This is a genomic window from Pseudoalteromonas sp. NZS100 (assembly GCF_015864815.1).
GTDB lineage: Bacteria > Pseudomonadota > Gammaproteobacteria > Enterobacterales > Alteromonadaceae > Pseudoalteromonas > Pseudoalteromonas distincta.
Map to the genome: position 1 here is coordinate 106,071 of NZ_JADYWM010000008.1, position 12,657 is coordinate 118,727.

9 protein-coding genes and 1 pseudogene are annotated in these 12,657 nt (G+C 39.6%); 8 read left to right on the top strand and 2 right to left on the bottom strand.

Going from position 1 to position 12,657, the window contains the following annotated elements:
* Window positions 1–230 precede the first annotated feature (230 nt).
* The 6 genes from I6E69_RS10505 to I6E69_RS10530 all read left to right on the top strand — a co-directional run bounded on the left by I6E69_RS10505 (window position 231) and on the right by I6E69_RS10530 (window position 5,676).
* Window positions 231–935, top strand: a complete 705-nt coding sequence (locus tag I6E69_RS10505; RefSeq protein ID WP_197121224.1) for a DUF2982 domain-containing protein — start codon at window positions 231–233, stop codon at window positions 933–935.
* Window positions 936–957: 22 nt separating this feature from the next.
* A complete protein-coding gene (locus I6E69_RS10510) occupies window positions 958–1,290 on the top strand; it encodes a hypothetical protein (protein WP_002958746.1) in 333 nt (110 codons plus the stop codon).
* 69 nt (window positions 1,291–1,359) lie between these two features.
* Window positions 1,360–3,009: a DUF1566 domain-containing protein gene (locus I6E69_RS10515; protein WP_197121225.1), complete on the top strand. Its 1,650-nt coding sequence runs from the start codon at window positions 1,360–1,362 to the stop codon at window positions 3,007–3,009.
* Between the two features lie 9 nt (window positions 3,010–3,018).
* The gene (locus I6E69_RS10520) at window positions 3,019–3,537 is read left to right on the top strand and encodes a DUF1566 domain-containing protein (protein ID WP_182720278.1); all 519 of its coding nucleotides are present in this window, start codon (window positions 3,019–3,021) and stop codon (window positions 3,535–3,537) included.
* Window positions 3,538–3,703: 166 nt separating this feature from the next.
* Window positions 3,704–4,621, top strand: a complete 918-nt coding sequence (locus I6E69_RS10525) for an ExeA family protein (protein WP_002958743.1) — start codon at window positions 3,704–3,706, stop codon at window positions 4,619–4,621.
* An 11-nt stretch (window positions 4,622–4,632) separates the two neighbouring features.
* Window positions 4,633–5,676, top strand: a complete 1,044-nt coding sequence (locus I6E69_RS10530) for a general secretion pathway protein GspB (protein ID WP_197121226.1) — start codon at window positions 4,633–4,635, stop codon at window positions 5,674–5,676.
* Between the two features lie 53 nt (window positions 5,677–5,729).
* Here the strand turns inward: I6E69_RS10530 and I6E69_RS10535 are convergent, their stop codons facing one another.
* Both I6E69_RS10535 and putA read right to left on the bottom strand, forming a co-directional pair.
* On the bottom strand, window positions 5,730–6,923 hold the full coding sequence (locus I6E69_RS10535; RefSeq protein ID WP_002958741.1) for an HD-GYP domain-containing protein: 1,194 nt from the start codon (window positions 6,921–6,923) through the stop codon (window positions 5,730–5,732).
* A 118-nt stretch (window positions 6,924–7,041) separates the two neighbouring features.
* Entirely contained in the window at window positions 7,042–10,845 is a 3,804-nt protein-coding gene (gene putA, locus I6E69_RS10540) for a bifunctional proline dehydrogenase/L-glutamate gamma-semialdehyde dehydrogenase PutA (RefSeq protein ID WP_024596881.1), read from the bottom strand.
* A 168-nt stretch (window positions 10,846–11,013) separates the two neighbouring features.
* On the opposite strand from putA, the gene I6E69_RS10545 reads away from it, so the two are divergent.
* On the top strand, window positions 11,014–11,496 hold the full coding sequence (locus I6E69_RS10545) for a winged helix-turn-helix transcriptional regulator (RefSeq protein ID WP_024596882.1): 483 nt from the start codon (window positions 11,014–11,016) through the stop codon (window positions 11,494–11,496).
* Window positions 11,497–11,605: 109 nt separating this feature from the next.
* Window positions 11,606–12,647, top strand: a pseudogene (locus tag I6E69_RS10550) (IS481 family transposase).
* Window positions 12,648–12,657: the final 10 nt, after the last annotated feature.

Genomic DNA, 12,657 nt, shown 5'->3' on the forward strand with positions numbered 1-12,657 from the left:
AATGAATTGTAAGTATTGTACGAAATAAGACCGTGAAAAGACGGTTATGTATCTCATAAATTTGTGCGTTAAGCGTAAAAGTAAATAAGATTTATTCATTGTTCCTATTTTGTTGAGGAAAAAGCGGTAATGTATGAAATTTAAAACTAGCTGTAACTTATGTATAACAACAAGAAAGGTCATAATTTGGGGCATTATTATGTTTGTTTTTTATATGGTGTTTTACCGATATGGATAAATCTGACAATGTCATTAAGTTTCGGGCACAGGGCGCGCGAAACGCAATTGAGGCGATTGTTGTAGGTGCTATAGGCTTAGTCTTTATTATGTTATTTAATTTACTGAGGCCGGGTGAGATTAGCATACTTGAAATATTTTTAGTGAGCTTGTGCCTTGTGGCTATTTTTATTGGATTTTTAAAATCTCAAGAACCATACCATAGCCTTATATTAAGCGAATCTGAGCTCGTTTATTGCCACAAGTACGGAGCTTGGTGTGTGCCTCATAGTAACTTTCATCACAGTGGAATACCCAAAGTAGAAGATGGCTTTGACTATTTAGAATTAAATGCGGTTGGCGTTAAGGTAAATGATATAGACGACTTTTTATCAAGCATAGCGCCTAGAATTGCAGGGAAATTATTAATAGAGCAGCGTAATTTATTTATGCAAGTTGTTCAAAAACATTGCAAAAATGGCAATTGCCCATCAGAATGGTTAATAGAAGATACACATTACACATCCCATAAAGGGATAAGCTATACTGGGCTTATAGCCATGTTTGCTAATAGAACTAAGCACCTTCAGCAGCTAACAGGTTACGATTTATTATTGCCTGCCAGCGTGTTAGATAGAGATATTTGGGCATTTAGTGCTAACTTAAATAAGTGGAAGCGCGAGCCTAGTCAGTTTATAGCGTCGCAGCTTAGTAATTAAGCTACGACTGTAGGAAAGAAAAATGAGTCAAGACAGAGCCTTTTTAAAAAGTGGTCGAAACACCATAATACATAAAGATAAAAAGCATGATTTAGTGATTGTAAACTCTGAAATTCATCCTCGAATTAAAGTAACGCAACATGGTCTGGAGCCATTTAAAGAAGAATTACCTAAAAACCGCCGTGATGCAAAAGAGCGTTATTTAGAAATGGTTTATGTAAGTAGCGCTGATGTATTTGGCGAAGAAAAGCAGTTGCTGTTTATTCAAGCCCTAGACGGGCGTGAATACAAAATAGATTACAGTAAAATCGGTACGAAGTTGTTTGTACGCATTCATCAAGATACATATATGTAGTACTTTAATGGCATCTTTATTGCTAGTGATTACACTATAGTAATTATTTGACATAATAAGGTGCTGCGTATGAAAGCGTTTGCTTTAATTCCCCTCATTTCGTGTGGTTTATTGAGTGCGTGTGGGGGCGGTGGCGGTGATAGCGATAATACAGTTGTTGAAACATCTGTTAATGCTGGAGCCGATTTACAAATTATCGAAAAATCTGAATTTACCATCACAGCACAAGGTTCCCCCGCTGATGGTACGTTTTCATGGCAACAAGTTAGCGGCCCAAGCTTAGAAGGTTTTCCGCTTGAAGGCGCTGAGCAAACACTTACTGCACCTGACGTAAAAACTGATAGTGAAATAATATTAAGAGTGAGCTATCAAAGTACAGGTAGTAGCGCTGTTAGTGACGACATTTCTATTTCAGTGAGCTCTAATAACCAACTACCTCTTGCTGTTGTTACACAAACATCTCCTGAAACACTTCCCTCTGTATACAAAGATACAGTGACTTTGAGTGCCCTAGAGTCGAGCGATCCTGATGATAATGGCCAAATTGATAGTTATTTGTGGCAATTGCTATCGGGTCCTGATTTAGATATTGAGAGTTTTAATGAATCGACTCTTAGTTTCTCTCATCCATTACTTGAAAGTAACGTGAATTTATCTTGGCAGCTAACTGTCACTGATGATGAAGGTGGCGAGGCGAGCACTCAATATTCAATGACACTCAACAAAACAAATGAGTTAGTGGATGCAAATGCAGGCGCAGATCAAAATGTCGAAGAGTTTGAGCAAGTAACGCTTGATGCTACAAATAGCGAAACCGTTACCGATACCTATAAGTGTGAATGGCAACAACTTACCGGTAATACCGAAACATTAAGCAATAGCGACCAATGTATAACGACATTTTTTGCCTCAGATGTTGATACTGAGTCTACATTGAGCTTTGAAGTCACGGTAACAGACTCAAAAGGACGCACCGATACAGACTCTTTATTTGTTGATGTATCACCCAAAGCACTTGGACTTATCAACGATAGTGGTGTTGGTGAGTGTTATAACAATACTCAACGTATTAATTGTGAGAGTGATGACTTTCCAGCGCAAGATGCAGAGCTTGGACGCGATAGCTATGCAAACCGCTTAGATAAAGTTGGTAAAGGTAATTTAGCGTTTGATTACACTAAACTTAATGAGTTTGCTGATGAAGTTGGTGATGATAGCAGTGACTTTACCTGTATACGCGATAATGTTACTGGGCTTGTATGGGAGGTGAAAAGTGTGGCATCTGGCACGGTACCAAATACTTCGTTACGTGATGGTCAAAATCATTACTTTTGGGATGTAGGGAATACGACTTTTACCGATACCAGTACAGCCAATTCAACGTGTCCGGACAATACAAGTTGTGGAGTACAAAGTTATATAAACGAAGTTAATGATTTAGATTTTTGTGGTGGTACAAACTGGCGATTACCTACTTATACAGAGCTTTTGGGCTTAATTGATTACGGTAAACAAGGGCAAAGTATATTAATTGATGAGGCATTTTTTCCTAATATGCCAAGTGAAAGTGCATTAAGCCATTTACGTTACTGGACCTCACAAACAGCAGCTGATGGTACCAGTTTATCTCAAGCGTATATCATTGATATGAGTGATGGTAACGACCTTGCTTATCCAAAAGAAAATACTGCTTATGTACGTTTAGTTAGAAGTCGTTAGGAGAAAATAATGAAATTAAAATTACTCTATGCACTAGCAACTATAAGCTTGAGCTTTAATATTGCAGCGGCGCAAACGTGCTACGACGGTGCAGATACCACAACACCGACAGATAGATTTACCATAAATGCAGATGGCACAGTGTCTGATAGCGAAACAGGCCTTATGTGGCAACGCTGTAGTTATGGGCAAACTTATAATACAGAGACACAACTTTGTGAAGGCTCAACACCTTCTCTTACTTGGCAAGAGGCACTACGCGGTGCTAAAAATGATACAACCGCAGATTACGATGATTGGCAAATGCCTAACATTAAAGAATTGGCGAGTATTTTAGAGCACAGTTGCACAGAGCCGAGTATTAATGAAGACGTATTTTTGGGCACTAAGCTTCAAAACTATTGGTCAAATACATCGGGTGTAAGCACGATGAGCTCAGCGTGGGTTTATCAATTTGATAGCGGGTTGAATAGCTTACATGCTAAAACCAGTAATGTGTATTTACGGTTAGTGCGCTACGAAGAGTAAAATGCATACTAAGATTAGACAGACAAAAGTGCAGCCTTAAAACAGCTGCACTTTTTTTGTTTTACATAAATTTACGTTATTTCAATAATAAAGCGCTTATAACGTTGTCACTCAGCGCATTTTTTTGCCATTATAGGCCGTGATTTAATTACGAAGGAACATCACGGTGTATTTAAGCTATTTTGGCCTGAACGAAAAACCTTTTTCGATCTCGCCCAACCCTCATTACTTATTTTTAAGTGAACGACATAAAGAAGCCTTAGCACACCTTACCTATGGATTAGGTGAAGACGGTGGTTTTGTATTATTAACAGGTGAAGTAGGTACAGGTAAAACTACAATTACCCGCAGTATGTTAGAGCAGCTTCCTGAAAACACTCAAGTAGCGATGATCCATAACCCAGCGCTTTCAGAGCTGGAGTTATTAGCCAGTATTTGTGATGAGCTCAATATTAGTTACGATGTTCATAATGCGACGCTTAAAAGTCTTACCGATATTATAAAAAAGCATTTAGAGACTAATAATAAATCGGGCGGGCACACTATACTTATTATTGACGAAGCACAATTACTTGCCCCTAACGTGCTTGAGCAATTACGTTTGCTGACAAATATAGAAACCGATCATAAAAAATTATTACAAATAGTATTGGTTGGTCAACCTGAGCTGCAAGACCTTTTGAAGCGCAATGAATTAAGGCAACTTGCCCAGAGGATAACGGCTCGTTACCATTTATTACCACTTACGCAAGGCCAAACAGTCGCTTACATAAAGCATCGGTTACATATTGCAGGGTGTGATAAAGGAATCTTTTCGATGGATGCCATGCAAGCTGTTCATCAATTAACTGGCGGTGTGCCACGATTAATGAACTTGGTCTGTGAGCGTGCTTTAGTTGGGACTTTTGCAAAGCAGCAGTTGATAGTTGATAGCGATATAATAAAAAAATCAGCCCATGAGTCATTACCCATGGATTTTGTAGCACCGGTTAGCGAAGCTAACAAAGCAACGTCATTTGTACCCTATAGCCTTGCATTCGCTGCTTTATTTGCCGTAGGCATTGGGCTTTCATTTATTTTATAGTTAGGTAAGTTATGTCTTATTTATTAGATGCGCTAAAGCAGTCGCAGCAATCAGATATGAGTGCTGAACAGTACGACTTACAATCTGAGCAGTTAAAGCAACAGCAAGCACTTAAGCGTTATAGACGATTAGCATTAGTATTTGGTACAAGTTTAGCTGCTTTTATTGCGGTAGCGGGTGGCTTTACCGCCGGAAAGTGGTTTCAAAGTACGACTTTATTAAACGCAGCGGAACCCGCTGTAATTAAGGTGGTGGAAAGCGAAAAATCATCGCCTAACAAAGACGTTAAAGAGGAAGATGCTGAAGCTGAAGCTGAGAAACAGCAAGTAGCTAAGTTAGAGCCTGCAAAAGTAGCTCCAACAAATACTGCAACAATTGAAGGGCAACTTGTGCATGTGCAAACACCCAATGGTGTACAGCAAATGTTATTAACCCCAAATGGTCAGTATATTCCTATGCCGTCGAGCCAGATCACGAGCGCAGCAGGTTATAATCAGCAAAACATGCAACAAGTAATGCCGGTTCAAAATTATAATCAGCCAGCGTTTAACCCACAAAGTAATTACAATCCAAATAATGCACAAAACACTGCGGTATTTGGGCAAAATCAAAATACCGCATCTGCTCAACTTGATATGAGTAAATATAAAGTATTGGGTAAGCCAATTAATGGCAGCACCCAATCCCAACAGACGAGTGACCCTGAGCTTGATGCCGTGCCTACAACTCTTAAAAATGCATTTGCGCAAGCCATACAAGATGTCGAAAAAAACCAAGATTATGAAGTTACTCAAGCGTCAAAAACGTCATCACGTGTTGAGCCTGTAGAGTTACTACCAGATGGTTTGCAATCAATGTTACCTAGTATTAAATATCAAGCGCATATATATTCATCGAGTGCTGATAAACGTTGGATCAAGCTAAATGGTCGAGAATTACACGAAGGAGAAAGCATAGGTGCTCTAACAGTCACAGAAATTACACCTGAGCAAAGTGTGCTAGATTTTGATGGTTATGAGTTTAGCTTAAAAGCTTTGCAAGACTGGCCGCAGTAAGCGCTTAGTTATCATGTTGAGAGCTCGGTAGAATATTGAGCTCTCAATAGTGCTTAGGATAATATTGAATTTTTATAAAAGCGTTCTAAATCAATATTATATTCTTTAGGTTTAACCGCTGACTCAAGAGTGTCTACAGTTTTTTTATTAGATAAATCAATATCTTTTACTTCGGTGTAGCGGCTATGCTTAGCGCTGTAAAATGTTTTAACGACAGGTTTTAGTGGTGCCCCCGGATTACTCTCGGTGACCAAACCCACTCTTTGACTCGATAACCTTACAAGTGTTCCTACCGGATGGATGCCAATACATTGAATAAATTTATTAAGCAGCACAGGATCAAAGCTATCTGGGCACCCGTCTTTTAATATTTTAAACGCCTTTATTGGCTCCATGCCTGCTTTATAAACACGTTCTGCGGTAAGTGCATCATAAACATCTACAATTGACGCCATACGCACATACTGACTTATCTCGTCACCTTTTTTACCAAACGGGTAGCCTTTACCATCGAGTCTTTCGTGGTGCATACCTGCAATGTCTACCGCGATCCCTGTTAACCCAGAATCTTCTAATATCTCTTTACTGAAAAGCGAATGCATTTTCATTATTTTAAATTCGTCGTCTGTAAAGCGCCCAGGTTTGTTTAGCACTTCATCAGGGATTTTTATTTTACCAATGTCGTGTAATAGTGCGCCGGTAGTCAGCTCAACAATAGTATCTTTCTCTATATTTAAGTGTTTTGCAAAAATACCCATTAATATTGATACATTAATTGAGTGCTCAAGTAGGTAGGCATCTTTTTGGCGCATTTGGGTAAGGCAGGCTAGGGCATCTTGATTTCTAAAAACAGAATCCATAAAGCCACTTGCCAGTTCTCTAAACGGCGCTATATCTATATCACGGCCAGCTTTTATATCTTTAAATGCTTTTATTTGCAGTGTTTTTGCTTCGTCATAAAGCTTTTTTGCTTTTCCCATTTCTTGCTCAGCGCTGTTTATTTTTTGCCAAGGATCACGCTTTATTTTTGTTGTAGGTGTAGCTATAGGATCTTTTTCAGGGACTGAATCAATGAGGGTTTTATCTGGGTCGATTTCTACTTCTAAAATACCTGCTTTTATTAGGTTATTAATACCAGCTTGAGTTTTAACCCAGCCTTGGTTTTTAATTTTAATACTGCCAGTTTGTTTGGTAACGCTTTGCACAAACATACCTGGGACTAACTTAGTAATAGGAATGGTTTTCAATTTCACGGCTTCAGTTGTTAATCTACTTTTAAACTAACAAACTTATACGTAACGACCAAATAAAAAAGGCACTTTACAGTGCCTTATTTTATTTTTTAGTGAAAAACTATTAGCTTAATTATTCATCATCTTCAACAAGCGTCATTAGCGAGGTATTACCGCCTGATGCTGTTGTATCAATACTAATTGTTTTTTCAGTAATTAAGCGCTTGATTAATGTATCGTAATACTCAGAGCTAATTACCGGTAAAATTGCGCCTTTACGCTGTGCAAGCTGTTGGCTAAAGTAGCCTAAACGAGACGAGCGAGCAGCAACTACCGCACCAGCTAAATGAGGGTGAGCCAAGATAGCTTGTAACTGATTAGGTTTAGCTACTTGGAAAACACCTTCAGCAACACCTGTAGAGATAAATTTATCTTTAAAGGCAACAGCTTCATCATAAAACAGCTCAGACGCTACAGTAATTACTGTATTACCTGCGGCAATAGCGGTAATGATAGACAATGCCCAGAAGTTAAATGATGTACTCTTATCTGCATAACACACTACACAACCACGCGCTTCTAGATGAAGTGTATTAGACTCACCCGTTGGCCCTGGCAGGGTAGTAAATTTACGCATGTGCTTTTCAAGGCGGTTAAGCTGTGCACGAGCTTCTGATAATGTTAATGCTAAATCGTCTGCTAAATCGTCGATAATTTCTACCGTCGCGATTTTAGCAAGCAACTGACGCACAGCCGAAACACGGTCGTTTAGTGGTGTTGCACGCCAGATTTTTTCATCGCGCATTGAGTTAGCCATTAGCTTTTTAACTTGCTCATTTGCACCGCTGTAGTGGTGTAAATCAAGCTCATCTGGCGTCAGGTTTGTCATTTGCACGTTATCTGGTGATGCCTTTTCTTTTACTAAACGTTGAAGGTAGTTAGGGCCACCGGCTTTAGGGCCAGTACCTGATAAACCACGGCCACCAAATGGTTGCACACCAACAATAGCACCAATCATGTTTCGGTTAATGTAAACATTACCTGCACGTGACATTTTAGCAAGGTACTCACAGCGCTCTTCAATACGTGAATGTACACCCATTGTTAAGCCATAACCTGTGTTGTTAATTTGATCCATCACATCATCAAGTTCGCTCGATTTAAAGCGAACAATATGAACACATGGGCCAAATACTTCACGTTTAAGTACTGATAAGTCTTTAATTTCGTATAAACGAGGAGCAAAAAAGTATGCGCCATTTTGCGTGTTATCCGGGATTTTACACTCGTAATGAAGTATAGAATTACCTTTTAAGTACTCAACGTGCTCGTTTAAGTTTTTAAGTGCTTTTTCATCAATTACCGGACCAACATCAGTTGATAGTAACGATGGGTCGCCAATGTGTAGCTCAGCTAGCGCACCTTTAAGCATTTCGATAATGCCATCTGCTACGTCATCTTGAATGAATAACACACGAAGAGCAGAACAACGTTGGCCAGCACTTTGAAAACCAGAACTGATCACATCGTCAACTACTTGCTCAGGAAGCGCCGTTGAGTCAACAATCATACAGTTTTGGCCACCTGTTTCTGCAATTAACGGGACTTGAATATCGTTACGTGCAGCAAGTGTTTGAGAAATTAATGTGCCTGTTTCAGTAGAGCCTGTAAACATAACCGCTTGAATGCGTTCATCAGGAACAATTGTTTTGCCTACTTCAGAACCACGAGCAATAACCGGTTGAACAACATGCTCAGGTAAACCAACAGACAGCATTAGTTCAATAGCACGAAGGGCGATTAAACTTGTTTGCTCAGCAGGCTTTGCAATTACAGTGTTACCTGTAACAATCGCAGCGGCAACTTGGCCTAAGAATATTGCAAGCGGGAAGTTCCACGGGCTAATACATAAAATAACGCCACGGGCTTCAAAACGCTCATCTTGCGATAGCTCCTCAGCGCGCGCCGCGTAGTAACGGCAAAAATCAACCGCTTCACGTACTTCATCAATACCATCTTGCGCTACTTTACCTGCTTCTTTAATACAGATAGCAACAAGTTCGTCGTGATGACGCTCTAAGATATCAGCAACTCGACGCAGTAAGTTAGCTCGCTCTCTTACTGGTGTTTGTGACCATGACTCAAGTGCAGCTTCAGCGTTAGCCAGTAATACTTTCATCTCTTCGCCAGTTTGCAGTTTAACGTGGCCGATGATTTCTTTGTGATTTGCAGGGTTTTTAACTGCAAGTGAGCCTTCAGGTACTTGGCTTTGCTCAATTAAGTGCTCGTTAAACCATGTTTCAAGATTCTCTTTGAAAGGGGTAATAACGTTAATGTCGGTTAAATCCATGCCTTTAGAGTTAGCACGTTCTTCACCGTATAAATCAATTGGCATTTTGATTTGCGTATTGTACTTGTTACGCAAGCCTTGCAATGTTTCTACAGGGTCTGGAAGTAATGATTCAACAGGTTTTGTTGTATCTACAATGGCGTTTACAAATGATGAGTTAGCACCATTTTCTAATAAACGACGAACAAGGTACGCAAGGAGGTCTTCGTGTTGACCAACTGGGGCATACACGCGGCACTGAATTTTTTCTTCGTTAACGATTTGGTCGAATAATGACTCACCCATACCGTGCAAACGTTGAAATTCAAAACCAGTGTTGTCGCCTTTTGCTACTTCTAAAATAGTTGCGGCAGTGTAAGCGTTATGTGTAGCAAATTGCGGATAAAGCACATCGCGCGCTTCAAGCATTTTAATAGCACACGCTTTGTAAGAAACGTCTGTTGTTGCTTTACGGGTAAATACTGGATAGTGATCTAAACCATCTTGCTGTGTGGTTTTGATTTCAGTATCCCAGTATGCGCCTTTTACTAGACGTACCATCATCTTGCGACCAACGCGGGTTGCAAGATCAGTTAGCCATTCAATTACAAAAATAGCGCGTTTTTGATAGGCTTGAACCGCTAAGCCAAATCCTTGCCAATCACCAAGATCTTCATCACTGAATACCGCTTCAATTACATCTAATGAAATATCTAAACGGTCTGCTTCTTCTGCATCAACGGTAAAGCCGATATCGTATTTTTTAGCGGCAAGAGCAAGTTCTTTTAACTTTGGTACAATTTCTTCCATCACACGGTCTTTATGAGTGAACTCATAGCGTGGATGAATAGCAGAAAGCTTAACTGAAATGCCAGGGCTCTTAATTGGACCACGACCATTAGCCGCTTTACCAATTGAGTGTATAGCATTCATGTAGCTGTCAAAGTAACGCTTCGCATCTTTCATTGTGCGCGCGCCTTCGCCTAGCATATCGTAAGAATACACATAACCTTTTTGCTCTGTTTCGGCAGCACGTTCAATTGCCTCGTCAATGGTACGACCCATTACGAATTGCTTGCCCATAATTTTCATAGCAAAGTTTACAGACTTACGAATAACTGGCTCACCTAAACGACCAATGGTCTTTTTAAGCATGCCGAACTGTTGTTCTTTAGTTTTGTCTGTGTAGTTAACCATTTTACCGGTAACTAATAATCCCCAAGAAGATGCGTTTACAAATAAAGAATCGCTGCTTCCTAAATGAGAGCTCCAATCACCTTTGGCTAACTTGTCACGAATAAGTACATCTTGAGTTGCTTTATCTGGTACGCGAAGCAGTGCTTCGGCCAAACACATTAATACAACGCCTTCTTCACTAGAGAGTGAAAATTCATTTAAAAGCGCATCAACACCGCCTTGCCCATCTTGCTCTTTACGAATGTTCAAAACAATCTGGCGGGCTCTTTCCCAGGCACGACTTCGTGCTTTTACGCCTACTTCTGCAAGCGGTAAAATATGATCAATAACTGCATTTTCATCTATGCGGTAAAAATCACGGATTCTTTGTCTGATAGGACAAGTAGTAGTTAAATCGCCGTTGAATAACATAAGCAACCCTCAGGATGTTAAGAATTAAAGTAAAATTAATTACCAATAAATTACCAGTGATATTGTGAGTGCATTCTAATTAAAATTCAGCAGAATATGCTGGTTAAATTTCGCGATTTACGATAATTTACAGGGTATAAATTTAACTTATCCGCATAAAATTCTGTTATGACAATTCCAAATAGATTACGCATGCTAGATCGCATTGATTTAGCCATACTAGACGTTCTTCAAAAGAACGGCAGAATTTCTAATGTTAACCTCGCAAAACAGGTTAATTTGAGTGCCAGCCCGTGCCTAGATCGGGTTAAACGATTAGAGCAAGAAGGGTATATTGAAGGCTATTATGCCAAGCTTAGCGAAGCTAAACTTAATCAGAGCTTAGTAGCGCATGTTCAAGTATCGCTTGTTGCTTCAAATACAGCTGTATTTAAAGTATTTAGAGAGCACATATTAAGGATAGAACAAGTAGTCGAATGTGACATGGTTGCTGGTGGTTATGATTACTTATTAAAAATTCGCGTTTCTAATATGGAAGAATATAGACAAGTTCTTGGCGACTTAGTAGATATTCCCGGCGTGGGTACTCATCATACTTATATGGTGATCGAAAAGATTAAAAAGGACGAAGGATTGCTAATCGATATTTAAGTGTATTAGTTCAGACAAGATCTGACAATTCAACTTGAAAAAGTGAGAGTTACCCGTTTTGATAAAGGTGTCGAATCTTTAAATCAAAACAAACAAAAAGGTAACTCTCATGTTGCATACTAACAATCCAATCATAAAACACAAAGCTGGTTTACTTAACCTTGCCGAAGAACTAGGCAATGTATCAAGAGCCTGTAAAGTCATGGGCGTATCACGAGATACATTTTATCGTTATCAAGAACTCGTTAATGAAGGTGGTATCGATGCATTAATCGAAAAGAACCGCCGTACACCAAATATAAAGAATCGCGTTGACGAAGAAACAGAGCAAGCCGTCATTAACTATGCAGTTGACTATCCTGCTCACGGTCAACATAGAACCAGCAATGAGCTTCGTAAGTTAGGCGTGTTTGTCTCAGGTAGTGGTGTTCGTTCAATCTGGTTGCGTCACGATTTAGAAAACTTCAAAAAAACGATTGAAAGCATTGGAAAACAAAGTCGCTAATGAAGGCATTATTTTATCTGACGCTCAAGTTGCTGCGCTAGGAAAGAAAAAGCATGACGATGAAGCCTGTGGTGAAATTGAAACAGCGCATCCCGGTTATCTTGGCTCACAAGACACATTTTATGTTGGTAACCTTAAAGGTGTTGGTCGTATCTATCAACAAACCTTTGTGGATACCTACAGCAAAGTCGCCTTTGCGAAGCTCTACACAACGAAAACGCCAATTACAGCGGCTGACATGCTCAATGATAAAGTATTGCCTTATTTCGAAGCACATAAGTTGCCTATGCTTCGAATATTAACTGACCGAGGAACTGAGTATTGTGGGCGAGTAGAGCATCATGATTATCAGCTATATTTGGCAATTAACGACATCGATCATACAAAAACGAAAGCAATGTCCCCGCAAACAAATGGTATCTGTGAGCGTTTCCATAAGACGATTTTGAACGAGTTCTATCAAATCACATTCCGCAAAAAGTTGTACGATTCAATGGAAGAACTACAAAAAGATCTGGACGAATGGATGGATTACTACAACAATGATCGGACTCATCAAGGAAAAGTATGTTGCGGTCGAACACCACTTGAAACATTACTGGATGGAAAAAAGGTTTGGGCAGAAAAGAATTTAGCTCAAATCTAAACTAACAGTC

Bases quoted from the DNA above. Each gene is read 5' to 3' on its own strand.
- I6E69_RS10505 (WP_197121224.1), top strand. From the start codon at position 231: ATGGATAAATCTGACAATGTCATTAAGTTTCGGGCACAGGGCGCGCGA.
- I6E69_RS10510 (WP_002958746.1), top strand. From the start codon at position 958: ATGAGTCAAGACAGAGCCTTTTTAAAAAGTGGTCGAAACACCATAATA.
- I6E69_RS10515 (WP_197121225.1), top strand. From the start codon at position 1,360: ATGAAAGCGTTTGCTTTAATTCCCCTCATTTCGTGTGGTTTATTGAGT.
- I6E69_RS10520 (WP_182720278.1), top strand. From the start codon at position 3,019: ATGAAATTAAAATTACTCTATGCACTAGCAACTATAAGCTTGAGCTTT.
- I6E69_RS10530 (WP_197121226.1), top strand. From the start codon at position 4,633: ATGTCTTATTTATTAGATGCGCTAAAGCAGTCGCAGCAATCAGATATG.
- putA (WP_024596881.1), bottom strand. From the start codon at position 10,845: ATGTTATTCAACGGCGATTTAACTACTACTTGTCCTATCAGACAAAGA.
- I6E69_RS10545 (WP_024596882.1), top strand. From the start codon at position 11,014: ATGACAATTCCAAATAGATTACGCATGCTAGATCGCATTGATTTAGCC.